Origin of the sequence: Brachybacterium sp. JB7 (assembly GCF_003335205.1) — a bacterium.
Lineage (GTDB): Bacteria > Actinomycetota > Actinomycetes > Actinomycetales > Dermabacteraceae > Brachybacterium > Brachybacterium alimentarium.
In genome coordinates this window covers 197211-222648 of sequence record NZ_QPGN01000002.1, presented here as the reverse complement: position 1 = coordinate 222648, position 25438 = coordinate 197211, and the positions used below count along the sequence as shown (strand labels likewise).

Sequence of the window (25438 nt, the reverse complement as noted above, 5' to 3'; positions counted from 1 at the left end):
TCAGCTGGCGCTGATCGGAGCGTCCTCACCGATGGGAGCATCCTCGTCGGGCTGAGCATCCCCGTGGGACTGGGCATCCTCGTGGGACTGACGATCCTCGTCGGCCTGAGGATTCCTGCTGGCCTGCGGGCCCTTGGCCGCCCGAGGCCCGCGCCCGCTGATCAGCGGATCGCGGCGCAGCATCATCACCAGCGAGACCGCGAGCGCGAGGATCACGAAGATGAACGGGGCCGCCGAGAGCATCACCGCCGTCTGCAGCGCCTCCAGACCGCCGGCGTAGAGGAGCACGGCGGCCGTCGCCCCGGTGAGCACGCCCCACATGCCCATCAGCGGGCGGCTGGGATGCAAGCGGCCGTCGGAGGAGATCACCGCGAGCACGTAGGTGTTGGAGTCCGCACTGGTCACGAAGTACATGATCACCAGCACCACGGCGACCACCGAGGTGAGCCCCGTCAGCGGCAGCTGGTCGAGCAGTGCGAAGAAGGCAGTGTTCACGTTCTCCGTCGCGGCCTCGCCGATCCCCGCATCGCGCTCGAGATCCATGAACATCGCCGAGCCGCCGAACACCGTGAACCAGGCGGAGAAGATCAGGCTCGGCACGCCGAGCACGACCAGCACGAACTGCCGGATGGTGCGACCGCGCGAGATCCGGGCCAGGAAGATGCCCACGAAAGCGCCCCAGGAGATCCACCAGGCCATCATGAAGTAGGTCCAGGCCTGCATCCATTCCACGTCCGCGCCGTCGGTGGGCAGCATCAGGCTGATCTCGACGAACCCTCCGGCGTACCCGCCGAGCGAGCGGAGGAAGAGGTTGATCAGCCAGCTGGTGGGGCCGGTGGCCAGGACGAACAGCAGCAGCGCGGCAGCGATGACCATCGTGGTCTGGCTCAGGTAGCGGATCCCGCGCCCGATCCCGCTCATCGCCGACGCGGTGAACAGCACCGTGACCAGCGCGATGATGATGAGCTGCACGCCGGTGGTGGTGAGGTCGAGGCCGGTCATCCGGCTCATCCCCTGGCTGATCTGGGCAGCGCCGAGTCCCAGCGAGGTCGTCGTGCCGAACAGGGTGGACAGGATGACCAGCACGTCGATCGCCTTGCCTACCAGGCCGTCGGCGTGACGACCGATCAGCGGCCGCAGGATCGGCGAGACCAGCCCCTTGTTCCCGAGGCGGTGGGTGGAGTACCCGATCGCCAGGCCGAAGGTGGCGAACACGGCCCAGGCGTGCAGGCCCCAGTCGAGGAACGTGAAGCGCAGGGCGTCGACCACGGCCTCCTGGCTGCCGGGCTCGGCGAGGCCGTGCGGCGGGGAGACCAGGTGGGAGACGGGTTCGGCGACGCCGTAGGTGACCATCCCGATGCCCATCACCGCGCCCAGCAGCATCGCGATCCACGCGAAGGTGGGGTATTCGGGCCGGGAATCGTCCGGGCCCAGCCGGATGTCGCCGAAGCGGGTGCAGGCGAGGACCAGCAGCAGCGCGATCAGGCACAGCGGGATCAGCAGCAGCGACCAGCCGCCGGTCGTGGTCACCCACTGCATCGCCGCGCCGGCGGCGGAGCTCATCTGCGCCGGCCAGAAGCCGGCGGCGATGAGGAGGGCGACGATGAGCGCGACCGCCACCCAGACCACGGCGCCGCGGGCACTGCCGGGGACCTGCGGGGCGCTGGGGAAGCGGTCGGCCTCGCGCCGGGCGCGGCGTGGTCCGGGGTCGTCGTCGGCGTCGGCCGGGAGATCGGCGGCCGACGATCGGTCGGCCGGGCGAGGCTCAGCGGGAAGTGGGTCGGCAGGGGTGTCCAGCGACATGGCGCGGTCCGATCGTGAGGGCGCTGCCGCGCGAGGAATGCAGGAAGGCATGAGGGCGGGCAGCGAAAGATGAGGGGGGCTGCGACGGTCGACGAGCCGACAGGCATGCGGCGAGGTCCGGTCGCGGAGCGCCCCACCCTAAGGGGAAGAAGGCCCTGCACCGGGTGCTCTCGCGGAAATATGGGGCGCAGGTCTCGTCCGCGCCGACTCACGACCTCTCGTCGGAGTCCCTGGAGATCTCTCGTCAGAGACCCGGGAGATCTCTCGTCGGAGTCCCTGGGGAGAGCGTCTGCCGCACGGTCGGCACGCCCGATGAGCGACCGCAGCGCGCGATATCCGGAGAAGGCCAGGGCTGCCAGGAATGCGCAGCCACCGTCTCGCCGGTCGCCGCGACGAGCTCGTCGATACCGCCGACCCCATCTGTTTTATTTATCAATCATCTTGTAGGCTGAGCTCATGCGAGCCTTCGGATTCCTCAGCTTCGGCCACTACGGCGGCAGCCCCGCGCAGGGAGGTCTCAGCGCCCGTCAGATGCTCCACGACGCGATCGACATCTCCGTCGGCGCGGACGAGCTCGGCGTGAACGGCGCCTACTTCCGCGTGCACCACTTCGCCCAGCAGTCCGCCTCCCCCATGCCCCTGCTGTCCGCGGTCGCCGCGCGCACGCAGCGGATCGAGGTCGGCACCGGGGTCATCGACATGCGCTACGAGAATCCGCTGTACTTCGCGGAGGAGGCCGCCGCGCTGGACCTCATCGCGGACGGTCGGGTAGCCCTCGGCGTCTCCCGTGGGAGCCCCGAGCCCGCCGAGCGCGGCTGGGAGTCGTTCGGCTACACCGGCTCCACCGACCCCCGCGGCGCCGACATCGCCCACGCGAAGTTCGACGCCTTCCTGCGGGCCATCCAGGGCGAGCCGATGGCCCGCGCCGCCGAGCAGCCCTACGGCGCGCCGGTCCAGCCCGGCCAGGGCCTGCGCATCGAGCCGCACTCCCCTGAGCTGATCCGTCGGATCTGGTGGGGCGCCGGCTCCCGGGAGACCGCCGAGCGCACAGGCACGCAGGGCCTGAACATGATGAGCTCGACGCTGCTCACCGAGGCCACGGGCGCCGCGTTCGGCGATCTCCAGGCCGAGCAGATCGACGCCTATCGCACGGCGTTCCGCGAGGCCGGGCACGCCCACACCCCGCGCGTCTCCGTCTCCCGCAGCGTGTTCCCGATCGTCACCGAGCAGGACCGGATGATGTTCGGCCTGCGGTCGGGCGACGGCGCGGACCAGATCGGCATCATCGACGGCCACCGCTCCACCTTCGGCAAGACCTACACCGGGGAGCCGGACCAGCTCATCGAACAGCTCAAGGGCGATGCGGCCGTGCAGGAGGCCGACACGCTCATGCTCACGATCCCCTCGCAGGCCGGCGTGGAGCTGAACCTCCACATCCTCGAGAGCTTCGCGCAGCATGTCGCGCCGGCGCTGGGCTGGGTGCCGAACTCGGAAGGTCCCGTCCAGGGCGAGCCGGTGCACTCCGCCTGATCAGCGGCCCGGTCTGCGCCAGGTGGTGAACCACCTCAGCACGTACTCCGCCGGACCGTAGCGGTGACGCGTCAGCCACCAGGCGCTCACGGCCGCCTGGCCTGCGAAGACGACGACGGCGAGCAGGAGCAGCATCGGCGGCGACGCCCGTCCGGCGAGCCCGAGACCGACACCGGTGAACACGATGATCCCCACTGCCGACTGCGCCAGATAGTTCGTCAGCGCGACGCGACCGACCGGCGCCAGGACCGCGCGCACCCACGCAGCACCAGGAGAGTGCATCAGCCGCACCAGGGTCGCGACATAGGCGGCGGTCAGGAACGGGGCTGTCAGGACGCTCACCGCAGTGGCCCAGGTGTTGCCGTCGGCCCCGAGCGCGGCGTAGACGGTGCCGCCGGCCAGCCCCACCGGAAAGCCGATCCACTGTGTTCGACGCAGGAGTGAGGCCTGATCGCCGACGTCCGAGAACAGGCGCCTCCGGGCGGCGACCATCCCCAGCAGGAACATCGCCAGCGCCGTCGGCCCCTGAAGGGACACCGCCTGAACGACGAGCAGGTCGAGGCCCCCAAGGTGGTGGCCGATGATGTCGGCCGGTGGCCCGAGCATGGCCTGCGTCTGCGCGGCCGCTGCGGCGAGTGCCTCGTCGTGCTCGGGCATGAACGCGGACCGATCGAGGAACAGGGCGCTTCCCACGAGAGAGGCGATCACCACCGCATAGATCACGCCAGCCGTGCGCAGGGCCACCTTGTCACTCACTCGGTGCATGGCGAGCAGCACGAGGCATACCGCCGCGTAAGTGGTCAGGACATCCCCTCCGTACAGCAGGACGATGTGCGCCGCCCCGAGCACGAAAAGACCCAGCACCCTGCGCAGCATCCGCGGCACGAACGCCGTGCCGGCGCGCTCAGCGGCATCCATCTGCAGGACGAAGCTGTAGCCGAACAGGAAGGAGAAGAGCAGGTAGAACTTCATCGAGAACAGGGACGCCACCGCGAACCGGGCTGCGTCGTCGAGAGGCGAGGAGAACGCCGGATCGTCGACCAGATTGCCCGGATAGGCCGAGGCCATGAACGTGATGTTGACGGCGAGGATCCCCAGCAGGGCGAACCCGCGGAGGGCGTCGACATCATGGACCCGCCCGCTCACCACGGGCCTGCGCGCGACTGTTCGAGAAGTCATGCGTCGAAACCTAGCACATAAACTATATGGCATAGAGTTTATGTGCTAGGTGCTGTGTAGGCTCAGGCCATACCAGCCGGAGGAGTGATCGTATGAACGACGTGTCCGTGCCCGACTTCTTCCGGCGGCTCTGGCGCCTGCCGGTCGCCCCTCACCGGATGGGCCGCAAATCCACCCTGGATGTCGAGGCAGTGGTCAGCACAGCCGTCCGGCTCGCCGACGCGGGCGGCCTGGAAGCGGCGACCCTGCCCAGGGTGGCCGAAGAGCTGGGCGTGACAGCCATGTCGCTGTATCGGCACGTCGGCTCCAAGCACGAGCTGCTCCAGCTCATGATGGATGCGGCGAGCGAGCCGGGCGCACCCGCGCCGGACGATTCCACCGGATGGCGCGACGGACTGCGGCGGTGGGCCACCGACCTCTGGTCCCTCTACCAGGACCGACCATGGATCCCCCGCGTCCCCATCTACCGCGCACCCTCGGGCCCCCATCAGATCGCGTGGCTCGAGCGCGGTTTCGAGCTCTTGGAGTCGACGGAGCTCGACTGGGACCAGAAGCTCACGGCACTCACACTGCTGAGCGGCTTCGTGCGCCAATCCTCATTGCTTCAGCACGAACTGGAGGAGGGTCGCGAGGCCGGCCAGGCGCAATCCGAGAGCGAGCGTGAGTACGGGGAGGCCCTGCATAGCCTCGTCGACGCGGAGAGGTTCCCGCAGACGGCCGCGATGCTCGCATCCCAGGTACTCGCGACCGACAGGACCGGAGCCGACGAGGCCGATCGGGACTTCCTCGCAGGACTGGAGATCCTTCTGGACGGGCTGGCGGCGCGGGCCGCGTTGCCTAGTCCGTCGGGCGAGCCGCACGATACGCACGGGGCCTGGCTCCCGGCTCATCCCGGAGCCGGCGGCTGACATTCGAAAGGTTCGCGAAGCCGGGGAGGGCACTTGCCTGACCAGCACGTAGCCTCGGGGGATGCTCCGCATCGCGACCGCCAACATCAACGGGATCCGGGCTTCCCGCCGCCGAGGGTTCGACGACTGGCTGGCCGGGCGCGGCTGCGATGTCGTCGCGCTCCAGGAGGTCCGGGCCCAGGCCGACAAGATCCCCGACGGGTCGTTCGGGGACTACCACGTCGCCCTCGACACCGGCACGCTGCCCGGCCGCAACGGTGTCGCCGTGCTCACCCGCCACCCGCCTGCTGCCGTCCGGACCTGGGGCGGGACCGCATTCATGGGCGTTCCTGCGGCGTCGGATGCTCCTGCGGAGGTGGTTGCTCGCGCGGAAGTGGGTGCTTTCACGGAGACGGGTGCTTTCGCGGAGGCGGTGGGGCCGACGGGCCACGTCCCGGATCCCCCGGGGCGCGACGCGGTCACGGGCGGGCCGCTGGTGAGGCGCTCTGGCGATATTGCCAGAGCGCCTCACCAGCGGCCCGCCGACGACAGTAACCCGGCCCCATCAGCACCGGCCACGGCCCCATCGACGCAGAGCACGGCCCCATCAGCATCGGGCATGGCCCCATCGACGCAGAGCACGGCCCCATCAGCATCGGGCTTGGCCCCATCGATGCAGAGCACGGCTCCATCGGCACCGGGCAGGGCCCCATGGGCGCCGGACATGGCCTTATCGGCACCGGGCTCCGCCCTCTCAGCGCCGGGCTCGGCCGAACCGGCGGACCGGCCGGACTCCTCCCCTGCTCCTGCCCCCGTCGCCTCGCCCGATCATGTCCCGCTCGCACGCGGTCTCGGCCCGTTCGCCGACCAGGGCCGCTATCTCGAGGTCGACCTGGCGGACGTGCCGGTCACGATCGCGTGCCTCTACCTGCCCAAGGGTGGCCTGCCCGCCCACCTGCAGCGGCCGGGGCGGATGCGCGAGGCACCGGACGGCGGGGCGCGCTATGCCCGGAAGATGAGGTTCATGGCCGCGTTCTCCCGCTACCTGACGCGGACCCGTCGAGCGGCTGCCGCAGCGGGCCGCGAGTTCCTGCTCATGGGTGACCTCAACATCGCCCACACCACGCAGGATCTCGCCGCGTGGCGCCGCAACCAGAAGAACGACGGGTTCCTCCCGGAGGAGCGCGAGTGGTTCGGGCAGCAGCTCTCCCCGCGCACGCTGGTCGACGTCGTCCGGAGCCTGCACCCCGACGAAGACGGTCCGTACTCGTGGTGGTCGTGGCTGGGTCAGTCCTTCGCGAAGGACGCAGGATGGCGCCTGGACTACCACCTGGCCACGCCGCATCTCGCGCGCAGCGCTGTCCGCGCGGAGGTGGATCGGGAGTTCCGCGGTGTGCGGCTCTCGGACCATTCGCCGGTGGTCGTCGACTACGACCTGCGCTGAGCGTCACGTTCCGGCATCCGTCATGGCCGCCCCGGATCCCGGTCGTCCATGGCGCGATCGTGAACGCCTGCGTGGCGCACGATGACCACTGGATGACCATCGATTCAACCCTGCGCAGATCGGTCTGTGACCTGCAGTGTCCATGGTCAGGATGGGAAGCCCGCGCCCCTCCTGAACAGGATGATCATGAGCGATCTCTCCGGCGGCCTCCTCGGCGAAAAATCCCCTGAGTCCCCTGAGCCCCCTCAGCCCACCCGTTTCATCGCCCCGGACCGTCGGGCGAACCTCGCCCGCCAGCGCCGGATGAGTCGACGCATCTTCACCGGCACCGCCCTGACCTCGCTCGCCACCGCCGGTGTGCTGGGCGCGCTGCCGGCCACGGCCGAGGTGACCTGGCGGGAGAAGGACCCGTTCACGCTCGGGATCGCCTCCGGGGACCCCACCAGCAGCTCGGTGGTGCTGTGGACCCGTCTCGCGGTGGATCCGCACGTGCTCGACGGCCGCGGCGGCATGCCGAACGTGCCGGTCGAGGTGCGCTGGGAGCTCGCGTCCGACGAGAGCTTCCGGTCGATCCTGCGCCGCGGCACGGAGACCGCCCGGCCCGAGGAGGCGCACAGCCTGCATGTCGAGCTCGAGGACCTGCCAGCCGGGAGCGAGTTCTTCTACCGCTTCCGCGCAGGGCGTCACGTCTCCCCCGTCGGCCGCACCCTGACCACGCCTCCGCCCGGTGACACCCGCTCGCTGCGCATGGTGCATCTGTCCTGCTCGCACTGGGAGGGTGGCTGGTTCACCGCCTATCGCCGCGCCGCCGAGGACCGTCCCGACCTCGTCTTCGGGCTGGGCGACTACATCTACGAGGGCGGCCCCGGGAAGTCCGACATCCGCACGCACCCCCACAAGCTGTGCACCACGCTGGAGGACTACCGGCTGCGGTACGCGACCTACAAGACCGATCCCGACCTGCAGCTGCTGCACGCCACCGCGCCCTGGATCGTCACCTGGGACGACCACGAGATCCAGGACAACTGGGCCGGCCAGTACCCCAAGGACGGTGTGCCCACCGACGCCTGGGTGGCACGGAAGATCGCGGCCGAGCAGGCATATTACGAGAACATGCCACTGCGCCGCTCGAGCGCTCCGAACGGTTCCTCCATCCAGCTGTTCCGTCGGCTGAGCTGGGGAGACCTGGCCACCTTCCACGTGCTGGACACCCGTCAGCACCGGGACCTGCAGGCCTGCCACGACGGCGGGAAGACCTGGTGGTTCACCGACTGCGAGGAGCAGGTCGATCCCTCGCGCACCATGCTCGGGGACCGTCAGGAGCAATGGCTGCTGGACGGCATGACGGAGTCGACCGCGACCTGGAACCTGATCCCGCAGAGCGTCTTCTTCGCTCGGCGCGACAATGCCGCCGGCCCCACCTCCACGCTCTCCTCGGACGGCTGGGACGGCTACCGGCCCAGCCGCGACACCCTCGTGGACGCCTTCTCCGAGCGGCAGATCGCCAACCCCGTGGTGCTCACCGGGGACGTCCACGTGCACTTCGCCAACGAGATCAAGTCCGACTTCCTGGATCCGGACTCCCGCACCGTCGGCGTCGAGCTGGTGACCACGTCGATCACCTCGGGCGGGGACGGCGGCGACACGGTCAACGGCGAGGAGGTCGTCTACGCCGAGAACCCGCACATCAAGTACATCCGGGGCCGGCGCGGGTACGTGCTCTCGGAGTACTCGACCGACGAGCTGCGCGTGGATTTCAAGACCCTGCCCGCCGTCACCCGGCCGGACGCCGAGATCGGCATCGATCGCACCTATGTGGTGCCCGCGGGTGAGCCCGCACTGCACGAGGCGTGACGGCACCGGACCCGCGCTGACCTGCAGGGCCGACGGGATCCGGGCACTGCGCCGGTCCGTCGGCCCGGGCAGGGCGGCCTGCGCGGATCACACCCGCCCGGCCTGGTCGACGACCGTTTCCTCCCGTAAGATGAGGCCTCGTGAGTGCCGGTCGGAGCGCTCGCTCCGCACCGCTCACGGAGGATCGATGCCCACGCCGCAGCACGCCGCCGCGCCTGCTGCCCCTGTTCTCGCGGCGCCGCCCGCCTCGAGCACCGGCACCGATGCCTCCCGGCTCCTGCTCCAGCCCGACACGGGCGCCCGGGACCTCGTCCTGTGGGGTTCCTCCTCGATGAGCTCCGAGGGCGGCGGCGACGCCACCCCGCTGCCGATCCGCATCCACGAGCACCTCGCCCTCTCCGCCGCGCCGGCCGCCGTGCATCCCTTCGGTGTGGGCGCGACGAATTCCTCGCACACGCTGCTCATGCGCGGCCTGGACTCCCCCTCCCTGCTCACGATCGGCTCTCCGGACCCTGATACCGCCCGGGTGCAGGTCACGCTCGACCCGGGGCCGGCTCCGGCCGGTCCGATCACGATCCCCGGCACGGTCGACGGCGTCGCGGGGACGCTCGACGGCAGCACCGGCACCTGGTGCTTCACGCCCGACGACGGCTCCACCGCGATCACCGGCGGCACCTTCACCTCCTCGCTCGCAGAGGTCGCCCAGGACGCCCGCCAGGTGCTGTGGATGGGCAAGAACAACATCCTTGACGTCGACGGCGTGCTCGAGGACACCCATCGCATGTGGGAGGCCACCCGCAGCCCGGAGACGGACACCCTGGTGCTGGGTCACTGGTGCACCGAGGTCGATGCCCGCGGCTCGCTCACCGGCGACGCCGTCGCGGACGTCAACTCCGAGCAGGCCTCCCGCTACGGCGACCGCTTCCTGGACGTGCAGCGACTGCTGACCGGCGAGGACGGTCTGCGCTGCTCGCCGCTCGCGCCCCTGCAGCTGCTGGACCAGGGCGCCACGCAGGACGCCCTGGAGCGCGGCGTGGTCCCTCCGCTGCTGATCGCGTCGGACGGCATCCACCTCAACGGCTGGGGAAACCTCGCCGTGAGCTGGGCGATCGTGCGCCGGATGAGGGAGCTGCAATGGCTCTGAGACGACCCGCCGCCCCTCGCCTCCACGCCGGCAGCCCGGGCGTGCCCGTCGCGCCCGCTCTGCCGGCCCCTGCGGCCCCCGGTCGAGCCGGCCGGGCCCGCTGCTCCGACCGTGCCGCGCCGGCCCGTCACGCCCGCAGCTCGCCGGTCACGCCCGCAGCTCCGATCGCGCCGGCCGAGACGGTGACGGCTGCCGAGCCGACGGCGACCGGCGGCAGGCGCCCCCGTCCGCGTCAGCGCGCCCCCCCGCGCCCACGCACCACCGTCCGCGTCGCGCCCCGCACCGGCGAACGGGGCATGCGTCGCCGTACCGTGCTGCTGGCCGCGCGCAGCGGCGCCGCCGCGGTGACCGGTGCCGTCTCCGCCGGAGCACTGCTCACCCGCGGCGAAGGGCGCTCGCTCGCCTCGGCCCCCGGCGGCTCCTCCTCGAGCCCGTTCTCCGATGTGGACGATGGGGCCGACGACCTGGACGCCATGGTCTGGGCCGACAGCGTCGGCGTGCTCCCCGCCCTCGCGGACGGCACCTACGCCCCCTCCTCCGGCGTCACCCGCGGCGACGTCGCGGTGGCGCTGCACCGCTTCGCCGGCAGCCCCGAGGTGCCCGGCGGCCTGCCCGCGCTGATCGTCGACCTGGGCGACGTGCCCGAGCAGGCCGCTGCTCTGCTGTGGCTCCACGGCCGCGGCGCCCTGTGGGGCGACGCCGATCTCAAGGTTCATCCTGAACGGTCCGCGACCGTCGCCGACGCCTCCGGCCTGCTCGCCGCCCTGCTGCGCCCGGTGCTCGACGGCGAGGCCCTCATGGACGGCTCGTCGACCGATACCGACTGGCTGCAGGAGGCGGGCATCGCCCCGTCGCCCGCCCCCGGGGCTGAGCGGGCCGATCAGTCAGCTCCCGCCGGCGACTCCGATCTCACCGGCGACTCCGACGCGACCCGCGCCGGCCTGGCCGCCGCGCTGCACCGCGCGAACACGGTGATCGTCGACGCGCTCGACTGAGCGGGGACAGGCCGGGATCCGTCGGCCTCGGCGCGAGAATTCTTCTGGACGTGTCTCCGCTCACGCCTAGCATGGGGCCATGCCTTCGACTCCCGCTCATGCCGCCTATCTCCGCCACCCCGATGTCCACGGGGACACGATCGCCTTCACCGCCGCGAACGACGTGTGGCTCGCTCCTCTCGCCGGCGGGCGGGCCTGGCGCCTGACCGACGAGGGCGCCCCCGTCGCCTACCCGCGCTTCTCGCCCGACGGGACGCAGGTCGCGTACACCTCCCGCACCTCCGGCGGGCCCGAGGTGTGGGTCATCGCCGCGGAGGGCGACACCGCTCCCCAGCGCCTGACCGCCTGGGGCAAGGCGTCCACGAAGGTCGTCGGCTGGTTGCCGGACGGCCGGATCGTCGCCTCGACCAGCTACAACGCCCCGGTCGCACGGGATGCGCAGCTGTGGGCCGTCGACCTGGACGGCAACGCCGAGGTGCTCCCGCTGGGCCGCAGCGGCGAGGTCGCGATCCATCCGTCCGGCACCACCGTGGTCGCCACCCCCTGGCGCCGCGAGCAGTCCGCCTGGAAGCACTACCAGGGCGGCACCGCCGTGAAGCTGTGGCTCTCCGAGGAGGACGTGGCGCTGGAGGCCCCGGTCTCCGCGCACGCCGCGCGCTCCTGGTCACGGATCCTGCAGGACGTGCTCGCCTCGACGCTGAGCATCTCCTGGTACGGGGACCGCCTGATCTTCGCCTCCGACACCCCCGGCCCCAGCGCCGCCCGCACCGACCGTGCGAGCGCGAACCTGTGGTCGGTGGCCCTGGACGGCTCCGACCTGACCTCCCACACGGCGTTCACCGGCGAGGACGGCTATCTGCGCGAGCCCTCGACCGACGGCAGCACGATCGTGTTCACCTCCCGCGGGCGCCTGTTCGCGATGGATTCCCTGGACGCGGAGCCGCGCGAGGTCGAGATCGCCGTCTCCGGCGTGGGCGCCGCCCGCGTGCCCCGCCCGGCCTCGGCAAGCTCGAACCTGCTGGCCATGCGCCCGGTGCACGACGCCCGTTCGAGCGTGGTCGAGTGGCGCGGCGGCGCGCATGCCCTCACCCACCGCGGTGGCCCGGCGCGCCTGCTGGCAGGCACCTGCGGGCTGCGGCTGCGCGAGGTGCGGCCGCTCGGCCGCACGCCCTTCGCCGTCTTCGTGACGGACGTCGAGGCGCTCGCGGACCGCGAGAACGGCGGTGTCGGCTCCGACGTGCTGGCACTGGCCCGCCTGGACGGCGGCGGCGACGAGGTCCGCTTCGACCTCGGCGACGTGGGCCGCATCCTCCATGCGATCCCCTCCCCCGACGGCTCGAAGATCGCGATCTCCACCCATGACAACGTGGTGCGCCTGGTGACCCTGCGGGGCGTCACCGACCCGGCCACGGTCTCCGTGCCCGCCCCGGACGACGCCTCCGCCGCGGCGGAGCCCGCACCGGCCTCGCCGCGCCTGGACCATGTGCGCGAGGTGGGTCGCTCCACCGGCGGCGAGATCGCCGATCTGGCCTGGTCGCCGGACGGCCGCTGGCTGGTGTGGACCGAGCCGAACTCGTGGATGCTCAGCCGGCTGATGATCTCGGACACCGAGGATGCCGAGCCGACGGGCCGTGCGCTCACCTCCGGCAAGTACCAGGACTCCGCTCCCGCTTTCAGCGCCGACGGCAAGCACCTGGCGCTGCTGTCCCTGCGCACCTTCGAGACGGTCTACGACGACATGGTCTTCGACCTGGGCTTCGTCAACGCCGAACGGCCCTTCCTGATCCCCCTGGAGCGATCCACGGCCGACCCCTTCGGTCCCCATCCGGACGGCTGGGGCCCCGGCGCCGAGGATGACAAGAGCGGCAAGGATGCTCCCGGCGCTCCCGCGGGATCGAGCGCCGCGGCGACCACGGATGCTGCGGCGCAGGATGCCGCGTCGTCGGCCGGGTCTGCGCCGGGATCTGCAGCAGCGGCTGCCGCGGGTGCAGTGCATCCGGCGAGCGCGTCGAGCCCCGCGGGGTCCGAGGACGCCACGAAGCCGCCGGCCACGATCGTGGACCTCGAGTCGGTCGAGGCCCGCCTGGTGCCCTTCCCCGTCGTCTCGGGCTCCTACTCCGACCTCACCGCGGTCACCGGCGGCTTCGTCTGGCTGCGCCACCCGCAGCAGGGCGTGCTCGGCTCCGCGCGGGCGGGCGTGGAGGGCGAGGCCCCCGCGCCCACCCTCGAGCACTGGAGCCTCGCGGACCGCAAGCTCACCGTGCTCGCCGAGGGCGTCACCGAGCTCGCCGCCTCCGGCGACGGCACCACCCTCGTGATCAAGCAGGGCGAGAACTGGGTGCAGATCCCCGCCGGCCGCAAGGTCGAGGACGAGGATCCGGCGCGCGTGGTCATCGACACCGGGCGCCTGCGCCTGTTCGTCGACCCGGTCAAGGAGCGTCGCGGGATGCTCTGGGACAACTACCGGATCATGGCTCAGCAGTACTGGCGCGCGGACATGGACGGCATGGACTGGCACGCGATGACCTCGCGATACGACCCGGTCATCGAGCGCGTCGTCACCGACGATGACTTCCAGGACCTGATGTGGGAGGTCCAGGGCGAGCTGGGCACCTCCCACGCCTATGTGCAGGCCACGCCGTACCAGGCGGACCCGCCCATGCTCCCGGCCTATCTCGGCGCGGACATCGAGCATCGGGACGGCCGCTGGGTGATCACCCGGATCCTGCCCGGCGACTCCTCCGATCCCGACGCCCGCTCCCCGTTGCTCGCGCCCGGCGTGGCCGCAGAGGTGGGCGACGCGATCGTGCGTGTGGACGGGCGCCCGATGGGCGAGGCCGGGACCGGCGTGCAGGGTCAGCTGGTCGGCTCGGCGGGCAAGCCCACCGAGCTGGTGCTCGAGCGCGACGGGGTGGAGCGCCGCGTCGCGGTGACCCCGTTGGCCGACGACGCCCAGCTGCGCTACCAGGCCTGGGTGGCCTCCCGCCGCGCGCGGGTCGAGGAGCTCTCCGGCGGTCGCCTGGGCTACCTCCACATCCCCGACATGGTCTCCTCCGGCTGGGCGCAGATGCACCGCGACCTGCGCGAGGCGACCACCAAGGAGGGGCTCGTGGTCGACGTGCGCTACAACAGCGGCGGCCACACCTCGCAGCTGGTCACCGACCGGCTGGCCCGGCGGGTGCTCTCCTGGGACTACCCCCGCCACGAGACGCCGGGGACCTACCCGCAGTTCGCGCCGCGCGGTGCGGTGGTGCTGGTGACCAACCAGGAGGCGGGCTCCGACGGCGACATCGTGAACGCCGTCTCGAAGGCCATGAAGATCGGTCCTGTGATCGGCACCCGCACCTGGGGCGGTGTGATCGGCATCGACGGCCGCTACGACCTGGTCGACGGCACCGGGGTCACCCAGCCGAAGTACGCCAGCTGGTTCGAGGGCGTGGACTGGAGCATCGAGAACTACGGCGTGGATCCGGACATCGAGGTGCACCTGCCGCCGAACGCCTGGGTGGGCGGCCAGGATCCGCAGCTCGAGCGCGGCGTCACCGAGGCGCTCGCGCTGCTCGAGCAGACGCCAGCCGCCGTCGCACCGCCGCTGCCGGGGCCGCGCTTCGGGCACGCGAAGGGCTGACCGCGATCGCAGGGCCGACGGGGGCGACTCGCGCACCAGTCGGCCCTGCGCGGTCGTCACCGCAGGGCGTGGGCGGTCGTCACCGCAGGGCGTGGGCGGCGATCTCCGGGTAGCGCACGGCCAGGTCCTGGCGCTGCACCAGCGCGTTGGCCGCGTCAGCGTGAGCGCCGCGCGCGAGAGCACCGGGCGCCGCAGTGCGGGCGACGGGATGGATGTCGTCGGGCTGGAGGTCACGGGCGATGATCTCGTTGCCCAGCGCGATGCGCTCGAGCGGGGTCAGAGGGATCTCCTCGAGCGCGCGCGGCGCGGCGATCCGGGCGGCGAGCAGACGGGTCAGCGACCCCAGGGCGACGGTGACGAGGGCGATGAGGAGGATGAGGGCGATGCCGATCAGTACGGAGACCATGCATCGATCCTGCGTCGACCCTCTCGTAAGGACAAGCGATGATTCGCACCGTTCTGTTCAGCATCACTGAACAGAGGTAGTGTCTTTCCATGCTCGATCCCGTGAAGCTCCGCGTGCTGCGCTCCGTCGTCGAGACGGGCAGCATCCGCGCGAGCGCCGATGCGCTCGGATACACCCCGTCGGCCGTCAGCCAGCACCTCTCGGCCCTGCGCCGGGAGACCGGCCTGGAGCTGGTCGAGCGGTCGGGACGCGGCATCCTCGTCACCGCCCATGCCCGGCTCCTCGCGGCGGAGTCTGGTCCCGCTCTCGACGCGCTCAGCGCGCTCGAGCGCACCGTGAGCAACCTGCGCTCCGGTCGCACCGGCACCCTGCGCCTCGGCTACGCGACCTCGATCGCGGCGACGTGGGTCCCCGAGCTCGCCCGCGACGTACGACGCGCCTACCCGGATCTCGGCCTCGAGCTGGCCCTGCGGGACTGCAGCTGCGAGGATCTCGCCGAGGCCGGGATGGACATCGTCGTCGGCGAGGGCGTGGGGCCCATCGATTCCGTCGACTGGGAGATCCACGAGATCCTCGAGGAGGGATACGTCGCGCTCGTGAGCGCGGACCACCCGCTCGCCGAACGGGCGACGGTGCAGCTCAAGGACCTGGCCGAGGAGTCCTGGGTGACCGACGACCCGATCGACTCGTTCTGGTTCGACCGCATCGGCGCCGCGTGCCGGGCCGCCGGGTTCTCCCCGTGCGTCGACGTGAACCCCTCGGACTTCCCTACCGTGCTCGGGTTCGTGGCCACCGGGGATCACGTGAGCGTGCAGCCCTCGGTGATCGCCCAGAACCTCCGTGCGGACATCGTCGCGATCCCGCTGGCTCCCCCGGCCCCGCGCCGGCGGCTGCGCGTCCAGGTGCGACGCACCGTCGCCCGGAACCCCGCGGCGCAGTACATCGTCCAGCGCATCCACGCCGTCGCCGCCAGGCGCGCCGCTGAGATCCCCGGGCTCATGCACCTCGTCGCGGACTCTGCCTGAGGCCCTGGGCCTGTTCGCCCGGGTGGACAATGGCCTCACGTCTCTCGCGCCGCCCGTGAGGCCGCGCCCGGAAGGAGCACCCATGAACGCAGCAGACATCGACCAGCGGATCGCCGACCTCCCCGTCGCCGTGGATCTCACCGAGGACGCCGTCATCCTCGAGGTCGACCTCTCCGGCACGGCTGACCAGATCTGGGCGCACCTGACGGACCCCGAGCTCCTGGCCACGTGGTCGCCGATCATCCCGGAGCGCGCACTGGACGGGGTGGGGCCGGTGCTGTCCCGCGAGACCCCGGAGGCGGACCCGGTGACCACGGACGTGCTGGCCACGGCCGGCGGCCACGCCCTCAGCCACCGCTGGGGAGACGACACCCTGGAGTGGCTGGTCGACGAAGCGCGGCTCACGCTGCTGATGAAGCTCGCCGAGCCCCGCTACGCACCGACCTCCATCGCCGGCTGGCAGGTGTGCCTCGCGGTGCTCGACGCCCGCCTGGCAGGCGTCGAGCAGGAGCGGATCGTGGGCAGGGACGCGCTCGAGCACGGCTGGGACGAGCTGCGCACCCGCTACGCCGAGGAGCTCGATCTGCCGGACCAGCCGGGCGTCTGAGCACGACGGGACCTTCGCCGGTGCCGACCGCGGCCCGCGGGCCTACCATGGAGGTGTCGGCGACGGACTCGACTCGGGGGCGTCGTCGCCGACCCTCGGGAACCCCCGGCACTGGAGGTTGAGATGCACGACGACGACATCCGCACTTCGGATCCGACCACCCCGTATGTCCCCGCGGCCAGGCCGCTCGGCGTGATCGTCGGGTACGACGGCTCGGACCAGGCGAACCAGGCGCTGCACTACGGAGCGCGCGCGGCGCAGGGCCTCGGTGCCCGCCTCACCGTCGTCACTGCGTACACGGTGCCGTCGATGATCTACGTCAACATGGCCTCGATGCCCGCGGTGCCCGAGGACGTCGCCGCACTCGACGCCGCGAAACAGGTGCTCGCGGAGGCCCGCGAGCAGCTCGCCGGCTATCCCGGCGAGGTCGAGCTGCATGCCGAGAAGGGCGACGCCGCCGGCGTGCTCGTCCACCTCTCCTCGCGGGCCGAGCTCGCCGTGGTGGGCGCACGCGGACGCGGCGGTTTCGTCGGCCGGCTGCTCGGATCCGTCTCCTCCGCGCTGCCGGCGCACGCCCACTGCCCCACCGTCGTCGTCCCCCGGCAGTACGAGACGGGCACCGGCGAAGGCGCGGACCGCTACGCCCCGTTCCAGGGCGAGGCACCGATCGTGGCGGGAGTCGACCACTCCGAGCACAGCCGCGAGGCCGCGCGGCTGGCGGCCCAGGCCGCGCACAACCGATCGGCCCCGCTGCTGCTGGTCACGACGATGCAGCCGCCCGAGGACTGGGGCTCGTGGTATACCGCGATGCCGCCGGACCAGAGCGTGCTGGAGCAGCATCGCGAGCGGCTCCTGGCGGACCTCGAGAACTTCGCCGACGACAGCCTGCGCCCCGCGTTCCCGGAGCTGACGGTGACCTGCGAGGTCGAGCTGGCCGACCCCACCACCCAGCTGGTGGACCACAGCGGCCGAGCGCAGCTGACCGTGGTCGGCACGCGAGGCCACGGACGGATCGCGAGCGTCCTGCTGGGCTCCGTCTCCCGGACCCTGCTGCAGCGCGCCGAGGGCCCCGTGATGGTGGTGCCCCCGCTTTCTCACGGCAGCGGTGAGCACGACCCGGCTCGTCCGCGCTGAGTGTCCTCGCTGAACGGGGCACAATAGGGTCGTGACCCCGAGCCGTTCCCCCCTGCGCCTGGTGCGCGGGGGCATCGCCGCGACGCTGGCCACCGTGATCGCCCTGGGCGGTCACCTGGTGGGCGGCGGCGCGGTGCCGTCGTGGATCGGTATCGCCCTGCCGTGGTGGCTGTCGGTCGCGGCCTGCACCGTGCTCGCGGGCACCCGTTTCTCACTGCCGCGGATGACCGCGGCCGTGCTGGCCAGCCAGGCCCTGTTCCATGGGCTGTTCCTCGCAGGCACCCCGGGCGATCCCTCCGTGCAGCTGGTCGCCCCGCCCGGCTCGCATCTCGGCCATGGCGCGCACGCCGGCCACGGCGGGCAGCTCACCGACGCATCGGCCTCCGCCGGAGCCCATGCCGCGCACGCGGGCCCCTCAGGGGTGGGCGCCGCAGCCGAGCACGCCCTGCACGGCAGCCACGGCGATCTGCGGATGCTCCTGTGGCACGTGGTCGCCGCGCTCGTCACCGCGGTGCTGCTGCATCGCGGTGAGTCGATCGTGCTGGGCTCGTTCGCGCTGGCCGCACGCCTGTTCGGTGCGCTGCGCCGACCCGTCGCCGCGGTCTCCGCCCCCGCTCTCGTCCTGCCCGCCCCCGCGCGGATCCTCGCCGTCGGCGTCCCCGTGCGCCCCGTGCGCCGGGCGGTGGCCGCACCCCAGCTGCGGCGCGGCCCGCCTCTGGTCCTGGCCGCCTGAGACCTGCCGACGCCCAGCGTCGCTCCTCCGGCGGCCCTTCGGTCGATCATCCTGCCCGGCCCCGATGCCCCGGCAGGCTCCCCGCGCATCGCGCCCTCCGCACCCTGACGTGCCCGGGGCCGCCCTGCGCCTTCCGAGAGGACCTCTCATGTCCCGCACCACCCGTACCGCGTTCCACCCCGATGCCCGTTCCGTCGCCCGCAGTGCCGGCCGCGCTCCTGCCGGTCCCACCAGCGGCGCTGCTGCCCGCGCCGTGCCACGTCGCGCCGCGCTCGCCTCCCTCCTCGTGCTCCCCCTCGCCGCCTGCAGCGCCGGCGGAGCCGACGGGGGCGACGGGGCCGACGGGGACGACGACTCAGCAACCGGCGCCTCCGACGGCGGTGCCGATGCCACCGCGTCGGGCTCGATCACTGTCACCGACCCCTGGGTGAAGGCCGCCGACGACGGCATGACCGCAGCATTCGGCACCGTCGTCAACGGCACCGGGTCCGACCTCGTGCTCACCGCCGTCACCACCCCGGCCACCGACATGGTGCAGCTGCACGAGACCACGTCAGACGGCTCCGGCGGCATGAGCATGCAGGAGAAGGAGGACGGCTTCGAGCTGCCCGCCGGCGCCGAGCTCGTGCTCGAGCCGGGCGGGGACCACATCATGCTCATGGACCTGCCCGAGCCCCTCCAGCCCGGCGACGAGATAGAGCTGACCCTGGTGTTCTCCGAGGGCACCGAGTACCCGTTCACCGCGACCGTCAAGGACTTCACCGGCGCGGAGGAGAACTACGCCCCGGGCGAGGGCGATGAGGCGTCCGACGGCGGGGGCGAGCACGACGAGCACGGGGATCACGGGGATCACGACGCGGAGGACGCACACTCCGGCCACGCTGAGCACGGGGAGGACCAGTGACCTCCCGGCCGTCGACCACGCCCGGTCCGGGCAGACGCCAGCTGCTGCTCGCCGGCACGACGGGCGTCGGGGTGCTCGGCGTCGGCGCCGCAGCGGTCGGCCTGGACCGTTCTCTGCGGGACGGGGGCGCACCCGCTGCGTCGGCCGCCCCGGCCCTGCACGGCAGCGACACCGTGCCCTTCCACGGCGAGCACCAAGCGGGGATCGAGACCCCTGCGCCCGCCTCGGCCACGCTCCTCGCGCTCGATCTGCACGAGGACGTGGACCGGGACGGGATCGTGCGCATGCTCCGTCTGCTCACCGATGACGCCGCCCGGCTCACCCAGGGCCGCGGCGCCCTCGCCGACACCGAACCGGAGCTGGCCGCCGAGCCGGCCTCCCTCACGGTGACCGTGGGCTTCGGCCCGCGGCTGATGGAACGGGCGGAGCGGACGCCGCCGGCCTGGCTGGCCCCGCTGCCCGCTTACGACATCGACGACCTCGAGGACGACCTCAGCGGCGGCGATCTGCTGCTGCAGATCGCCGCGGAGGACCCCCTCACGGTCTCCCACGCCGCACGGATGCTCCTCAAGGACGCCCGCTCCTTCGCGGCCGTGCGCTGGGTGCAGCGCGGCTTCCGCCGCTCACCGGGCACGCAGGCGCCCGGCACCACGATGCGGAACCTCTTCGGGCAGTTCGACGGCAGCGCGAACCCCGAGCTGGGCAGCGACCACTTCGCGCACGTGGTGTGGATCGACGAGGGTCCCTTCGCAGGCGGCACCTCGATGGTCGTCCGACGGATCCGCATGGACCTCGACGGATGGGATCGGGCCGACCGCACCGCCCGGGAGCAGGCCACCGGCACCCGGATGTCCGACGGGGCGCCGCTCAGCGGAGGCACCGAGTCCTCCCTCGCCGACTTCGAGCAGGTCTCGGACAACGGCTTCGCGGTGATCCCGGAGTTCTCGCACCTGCGACGGGCCCGCGGGGTCGACGACGGCGAGCATCAGGAGATCTTCCGCAGGCCGTACAACTACGACGTGCCGCCGCCCGCGCGGTCGACGGCGGTCTCGGAGTCCGGGCAGCTGTTCATCTCGTTCCAGGCCGACCTGGCCGGACAGTTCCTGCCCATCCAGCAGCGTCTCGCGGAGCTGGATCTGCTGAACGAATGGACCACTCCGATCGGCTCGGCGGTGTTCGCGATCCCGCCCGGCTGCGCCGAGGGCGAGTACCTCGGCCAGTCCGTGCTCGAATAGCCACGTCCCGTCCGTGCCGTCTGACGCGTCGACGGGAAGCCGCTGCTGCGACGCGTCAGACGGCACGGAGGCTCCGCTCGGGCCGGCCTGCACCATGCACCCGCCACCCAGCACCCAGCACCCAGCACCCAGCACCCAGCACCCAGCACCCAGCACCCAGCACCCAGCACCGAGCACCGAGCACCGAGCACCGAGCACCGAATACTGTGCGTGACGAGCGTGAGATTCACCGGACACGCACCGGAGTGGACGCGTCGCACCGGTGGCAACCCGTGGCGCAGTCCGGACGGTGGGACGGACCGCTCGTATGCTGGTCCGACGCCACGCGCTCACGCATCGGTGCCCGAGGGAGCGCAGGCAACACATCCGATCCGCAGGAGACAGCCATGCCTCGCTTCAACATTTCCGCCGACGACGCCCACGGCCCGCTGGTCGTCGGGATCGACATCGGCTCCGGCGGCACGCGCGCCGCGGTGTACGACGTCAGCGGCCGCGAGGTCGGCAAGCTCACGCACAAGGAGCCGCACGAGTTCACCGTCGGCGCCGACGGCACCAGCACTATCGATGCCGACGTCGTCGTGCGCGAGATCCGCGACTCCCTCGCGGCGGTCCTCGGGGGCGACCTGCCGGGCACCGTGCGCGCGATCGGCTTCGACACCTTCGCCTCCTCGTTGATCGCGGTCGACGCCTCCGGCAATGCGCTGACCCCCTGCATCACCTACGCGGACACCCGCTGCTCGGCGCAGGTCGACGTGCTCGCGCGATCGCTCGACGTCGATGACCTCCACGAGCGCACCGGTGCACGGATGCACTCCTCGTACACCGCGCCCCGGCTGGCCTGGCTGCGCCAGGCGCATCCGGACGTCTTCGCCCGCACCGAGCGCTTCATGGCGCTGGGCGAGTACGCGGCGCTGAAGCTGCTGGGCACGAGCGCGCTGGGCACCGCGTCCGCCGCCTGGTCGGGCATGATCGATCGCCGCACCGGGCAGTATGTCCCCGAGCTGCTCGAGGCTGTGGGCGTGGACCCCTCGGCGATGGGCACGGCGCTGGATCCGTCCGACGCCCTTCCCGTGGCCGGCACCCCCCTGGCCTCCGAGTTCCCGCAGCTGAAGGACGCCGTCTGGCTCCCGGTGATCGGGGACGGCCTGGCCGCGAACATGGGCATCGGCGCGCTCGGCAGCGGCACCTGGGGCATCTCGACCGCGACCTCCGGCGCGATCCGTCAGCTCCTGGACACCGAGATCGCCTCACTCCCCAGCGGCCTGTGGGCCTATCGCGTGGATCAGCGACGCACTCTCGTGGGCTCCGCGATGAGCGACTGCGGGCGCGTGCTCGACTGGGCCCGCTTCCAGCTCGGCATCCCCGAGGACATCTCCGAGACGGACACCACGACCCTCTTCTCGACACCGCCGTCGGCCGGGACTCCGCTGGTCATCCCGTTCTTCTCCGGTGAGCGCGGTACCAAGTGGCGCGGTTCCTCGCGGGCCCTGTTCGCGAACGTCGGCGCCTCCACCACGGCCGAGGACATGCTGCGCGGTGCGATGGAGGGCGTGGCGCTGTCGTTCCTGCGCATCGCCGAGCAGATGCGCGAGGCCGGCGGGGAGCCCGAGCGGATCGTGCTCTCCGGCGGCATGACCGAGGCGATCCCTGCCTGGCTGCACCTGCTCTCCGATGCCATCGGTGCGCCGATCGACCACGTCGCGGTGTCCCGCTCGACCATGCGCGGCTCCGCCGTGATGGCCCTCGAGCAGGCCTCCCCCGACACGAAGGTCGCCGAGGTGCCGGTGCTGAACCGGGTCGAGCCGGTCGCCGAGCACACCGAGTACTACCGCGAGCGTCTCGAGCGCTTCGAGAAGCTCGCCGACCTCGCCTAACGACGCGCCGCAGCCGACCGCTGCGGTGGGGCAGTTATCCGCGGGACGCGGGCCGCGCCCTACCCCCTGCGCTCGTCGGCCGTGCGCTCGTCGCCCTGCTCTCGTCGGCCGTGCTCTCGTCCGCGTCCTCCTCGTCGTCCTGCTGCGTGAGCGGTCGGGCGATCGCCTCGAGCCCCTTGCCCTCGGCGGCGACGCCGAGGAAGACGGCCACGATGCCTGCGGCCACCATCAGGCTCGCACCGATCCCGAAGGCGATCGCGGTGTCGATCGGTTCGCCGGTCTCCACCATCTTCGAGAACAGCAGCGGGCCGCTGATGCCGCCGGCCGCGGTGCCGATCGCGTAGAAGAAGGCGATGGCCAGTGCGCGGGTCTCCATCGGGAACACCTCGGAGACGGTGAGATAGGCCGAGCTGGCGCCCGCGGAGGCGAAGAACAGGGCAACGCACCAGCAGGCGGTGAGCGTCACTGCGGTGAGCATCCCCGCGTTGAACATCCACGCGGTGGCCAGCAGGAGTGCACCCGAGAGCAGATAGGTGCTCGCGATCATCTGGCGCCGGCCCCAGGTGTCGAAGAGCCGCGACAGCAGCAGCGCGCCCAGGAAGTTCCCGGCCGCGATCACCGCGTAGTAGTAGCCGGTGCTGCCGGAGGGGACGTCGTAGAAGGTCGAGAGGATCGTCGCGTAGCCGAAGGTGATCGAGTTGTACAGGAACGCCTGGCCGATGAACAGGGAGAAGCCGAGCACGGAGCGCTTCGGGTACGTGCGGAACATCGTCGAGGCGATCTCGCCGAAGCCGATCGAGTGCCGCTGACGGATCTTCATGGAGCCGCTCGGCTCCGGGAACTCCCGGTCGGTGGCGGCGCGTACCTCGCCCTCGATGCCGGAGACGAGACGCTCAGCTTCTTCCTCGCGCCCGTGGATCACCAGCCATCGTGGACTCTCCGGCACCGTGCGGCGCACCAGCAGGATCGCCAGGCCCAGCACGAGGCCCAGGGCGAAGGTGAGGCGCCAACCGATGTCGATGGGGAAGATCGAGGTGTCCAGGGCGACGATGGAGAGCATCGAACCGCCCACCGCGCCGAGCCAGAACGAGCCGTTGATGATGATGTCCACCCGGCCGCGATGGCTGGCGGGGATCAGCTCGTCGACGGCGGAGTTGATCGCCGCGTACTCGCCGCCGATGCCGGCACCGGTGAGGAAGCGCAGGATGAAGAACATCCAGGCCTCCGTGGCCAGGCCCGTTCCGGCGGTCGCCGCGAGGTAGAGGATCAGGGTGACCATGAACAGCTTCTTGCGGCCCAGGCGGTCGGTCAGATAGCCGAAGAAGAGGGCACCCAGACAGGCGCCCAGCACGTACATCGCGGCGCCGGTGCCGGAGGCCTGGGCATCGGTGATGTCGATACCGCTGCCGGACTCGGACAGCCGGGTGGTCACATTGCCGACGATCGTGACCTCGAGGCCGTCGAGGATCCAGACGGTCCCGAGCCCGATGAGGATCTTCCAGTGCCATCGCGACCAGGGCAGGCGGTCCAAGCGTGCCGGTATGTCTGTCGTGACGGTCTTCAGCTCGGTGCGCGCCATCATGCCCTCCTCCTCGACCGCGGGCCATCGCCCGCCGACTGCGCCCCGGCGCGTGCCCCGCTCCGGTGGCCGTGCCGCGAGGTTATGCCCGACGGCGGGGCCGGACCAGCACGGCAGCCGTCCGCCCCACCGTGCGAATGACCAGGCCCGGAGCAATGCCGCCGATCAGAGCGGTGATCGGGAGCATTCACAGCGCGCTGACCGAGCGGTCGCGGTGAGCGGCGCTGTGGAGCCCGCAAGCACGCCCTCTCGCTGGCCCGCACGCAGTGCACACTGGCTCTGCTCCTGCCCAAAATCGCTACTCCCCGGTTATGAGCATCTGGCTTCCACCCATGGAACCAGCGCGCACATAACTCACCGGTAGCCCTGCGGGCACGGGTACGGGCAGGAGCAAGAGCACGGGCACCACGTTGCGAATGCACGAGCACCACGTGGCATGCACGGAGCACAGGCCCCTCCACAGGGGCTCATCATCCACAAGGCGGGCCTCCGAGCTTGCTGCTCTCGCGGCGCTCCCTAGCATCCAAGGTCATGACACCCCGCTGGTCCCCCAACCCTCGTAGTCTGTACAGCCGCGCCGAGCTCTTGGCCTGGGGCGTCCATCCGCGGCGGCTCGCCTCACGTGAGTTCCATGAAGCTGTTCCCGGCTTCTTCACCCCATCAGCCGCCCCAGCCTCTCTCGAGCTTGCGGCGAGAACCCTGCAGCAGAAGGCCGTCCCCGGTGCGGTGATCAGTCACGCCTCCGCAGCGGAGATGCTCGGACTGCCCCTTCCCCGGCACCTGGAATACGCCACGTCTCGAACTGTGCACTGCTCGGTCCCCACCGTCCGCAGGCGCCGCTCGGGCCACGGAGCGATCATGCATACGACCGCGGACGATCATCCGGCCTCACGCATACGGGGCGTGCGTCTGAGCGCGCCGGTGACCATGCTCCGCGAGCTCGCCGGGATGCTCGACCATACGCAGCTCGTCGCTTGCTGCGATCATCTCGTCGGCCCTGCGTCTCGCGTGAGGCCACGACTCTCGCTCGCCGACCTCCGGCAGCTGGTGCACGAGGCCACGGCGGGCTATCGGATCAACGACGTGCGAGCTGCGGTGAGGGATTCCCGAGAGAGGGTCGAGTCGCCCAAGGAGACCGAGACACGGCTGCTCCTCCGAGAGGCTGGCTTCGCGGAGCCGGTCGTGAACCTGACCGTCCGTGCACCGGGCACTGGTGAGACCTTCCGGCTGGACCTCTCCTATCCCGAACAGAGGCTGGCGATCGAGTACGACGGATTCTGGCACAGCACCGACAGAAGACGTCACCGCCGTGATCGACGTAAGGACGACGTGCTGCACGAGCTGTCGTGGAACGTCGTGCGGCTCGCGGACGCCGATCTGGAGAGCCCCGGGATGTTCTTGGGCCGAATCGCGCACCTCGGTGCTCCGAGAACCTGACGCCGGGAAGCCCCCAGGGACCGGCCCGCGCCCGCGCTAC

19 protein-coding genes and 1 pseudogene are annotated in these 25438 nt (G+C 71.5%); 16 read left to right on the top strand and 4 right to left on the bottom strand.

The features are described from left to right. Window positions 1–1803 carry a BCCT family transporter gene (locus CIK81_RS03375; RefSeq protein WP_241963914.1) on the bottom strand — a complete coding sequence of 601 codons (1803 nt, stop codon included), beginning with the start codon at window positions 1801–1803 and terminating at the stop codon, window positions 1–3. Window positions 1804–2259: 456 nt separating this feature from the next. Between CIK81_RS03375 and CIK81_RS03370 the strand changes: the two genes are divergently transcribed. Beyond that, on the top strand, window positions 2260–3333 hold the full coding sequence (locus CIK81_RS03370; protein WP_114355374.1) for an LLM class flavin-dependent oxidoreductase: 1074 nt from the start codon (window positions 2260–2262) through the stop codon (window positions 3331–3333). Here CIK81_RS03370 and CIK81_RS03365 read toward each other — a convergent pair whose 3' ends face one another. Next, window positions 3334–4512, bottom strand: a complete 1179-nt coding sequence (locus CIK81_RS03365) for a DUF418 domain-containing protein (protein ID WP_114355373.1) — start codon at window positions 4510–4512, stop codon at window positions 3334–3336. Between the two features lie 92 nt (window positions 4513–4604). Between CIK81_RS03365 and CIK81_RS03360 the strand changes: the two genes are divergently transcribed. The 7 genes and pseudogenes from CIK81_RS03360 to CIK81_RS03335 all read left to right on the top strand — a co-directional run bounded on the left by CIK81_RS03360 (window position 4605) and on the right by CIK81_RS03335 (window position 14464). Next, window positions 4605–5420 carry a TetR/AcrR family transcriptional regulator gene (locus CIK81_RS03360; RefSeq protein ID WP_096164724.1) on the top strand — a complete coding sequence of 272 codons (816 nt, stop codon included), beginning with the start codon at window positions 4605–4607 and terminating at the stop codon, window positions 5418–5420. Between the two features lie 61 nt (window positions 5421–5481). Next, window positions 5482–5760: pseudogene (locus tag CIK81_RS18480) on the top strand (endonuclease/exonuclease/phosphatase family protein); the annotation flags it as partial. Window positions 5761–6123: 363 nt separating this feature from the next. Beyond that, entirely contained in the window at window positions 6124–6843 is a 720-nt protein-coding gene (locus CIK81_RS18475) for an exodeoxyribonuclease III (RefSeq protein WP_241963952.1), read from the top strand. A 186-nt stretch (window positions 6844–7029) separates the two neighbouring features. Further along, complete coding sequence (locus CIK81_RS03350; RefSeq protein ID WP_241963913.1) at window positions 7030–8697, top strand: alkaline phosphatase; 1668 nt, start codon at window positions 7030–7032, stop codon at window positions 8695–8697. Window positions 8698–8884: 187 nt separating this feature from the next. Then, window positions 8885–9841 carry a hypothetical protein gene (locus CIK81_RS03345; RefSeq protein ID WP_114304870.1) on the top strand — a complete coding sequence of 319 codons (957 nt, stop codon included), beginning with the start codon at window positions 8885–8887 and terminating at the stop codon, window positions 9839–9841. Between the two features lie 296 nt (window positions 9842–10137). Further along, complete coding sequence (locus CIK81_RS03340) at window positions 10138–10836, top strand: hypothetical protein (protein ID WP_114355439.1); 699 nt, start codon at window positions 10138–10140, stop codon at window positions 10834–10836. 79 nt (window positions 10837–10915) lie between these two features. Continuing rightward, on the top strand, window positions 10916–14464 hold the full coding sequence (locus tag CIK81_RS03335; RefSeq protein WP_114355371.1) for a S41 family peptidase: 3549 nt from the start codon (window positions 10916–10918) through the stop codon (window positions 14462–14464). A gap of 79 nt (window positions 14465–14543) precedes the next feature. On the opposite strand, the gene CIK81_RS03330 is transcribed toward CIK81_RS03335, so the two are convergent. Next, entirely contained in the window at window positions 14544–14870 is a 327-nt protein-coding gene (locus tag CIK81_RS03330) for a hypothetical protein (RefSeq protein ID WP_114304873.1), read from the bottom strand. 89 nt (window positions 14871–14959) lie between these two features. On the opposite strand from CIK81_RS03330, the gene CIK81_RS03325 reads away from it, so the two are divergent. The 7 genes from CIK81_RS03325 (at window position 14960) to CIK81_RS03295 (ending at window position 22382) form a co-directional block, all read left to right on the top strand. Beyond that, the gene (locus CIK81_RS03325) at window positions 14960–15895 is read left to right on the top strand and encodes a LysR family transcriptional regulator (RefSeq protein WP_114304874.1); all 936 of its coding nucleotides are present in this window, start codon (window positions 14960–14962) and stop codon (window positions 15893–15895) included. Between the two features lie 82 nt (window positions 15896–15977). Beyond that, window positions 15978–16502, top strand: coding sequence for a hypothetical protein (locus CIK81_RS03320; RefSeq protein ID WP_114304875.1), 525 nt, complete (start codon window positions 15978–15980; stop codon window positions 16500–16502). A gap of 123 nt (window positions 16503–16625) precedes the next feature. After that, window positions 16626–17636, top strand: a complete 1011-nt coding sequence (locus tag CIK81_RS03315; protein ID WP_114304876.1) for a universal stress protein — start codon at window positions 16626–16628, stop codon at window positions 17634–17636. 31 nt (window positions 17637–17667) lie between these two features. Further along, window positions 17668–18369: a hypothetical protein gene (locus tag CIK81_RS03310; protein WP_114304877.1), complete on the top strand. Its 702-nt coding sequence runs from the start codon at window positions 17668–17670 to the stop codon at window positions 18367–18369. A 148-nt stretch (window positions 18370–18517) separates the two neighbouring features. Continuing rightward, window positions 18518–19273, top strand: a complete 756-nt coding sequence (locus tag CIK81_RS03305; RefSeq protein ID WP_096197011.1) for a copper chaperone PCu(A)C — start codon at window positions 18518–18520, stop codon at window positions 19271–19273. Next, the gene (locus CIK81_RS03300) at window positions 19270–20508 is read left to right on the top strand and encodes a Dyp-type peroxidase (RefSeq protein WP_114304878.1); all 1239 of its coding nucleotides are present in this window, start codon (window positions 19270–19272) and stop codon (window positions 20506–20508) included. Before CIK81_RS03305 ends, CIK81_RS03300 begins: the two co-directional genes overlap by 4 nt. Window positions 20509–20894: 386 nt before the next feature. Then, window positions 20895–22382: a gluconokinase gene (locus tag CIK81_RS03295; protein ID WP_096197009.1), complete on the top strand. Its 1488-nt coding sequence runs from the start codon at window positions 20895–20897 to the stop codon at window positions 22380–22382. Between the two features lie 34 nt (window positions 22383–22416). Here CIK81_RS03295 and CIK81_RS03290 read toward each other — a convergent pair whose 3' ends face one another. Beyond that, complete coding sequence (locus CIK81_RS03290; RefSeq protein WP_114304879.1) at window positions 22417–23964, bottom strand: MFS transporter; 1548 nt, start codon at window positions 23962–23964, stop codon at window positions 22417–22419. 855 nt (window positions 23965–24819) lie between these two features. Between CIK81_RS03290 and CIK81_RS03285 the strand changes: the two genes are divergently transcribed. Continuing rightward, the gene (locus CIK81_RS03285) at window positions 24820–25398 is read left to right on the top strand and encodes a hypothetical protein (RefSeq protein WP_241963912.1); all 579 of its coding nucleotides are present in this window, start codon (window positions 24820–24822) and stop codon (window positions 25396–25398) included. Window positions 25399–25438: the final 40 nt, after the last annotated feature.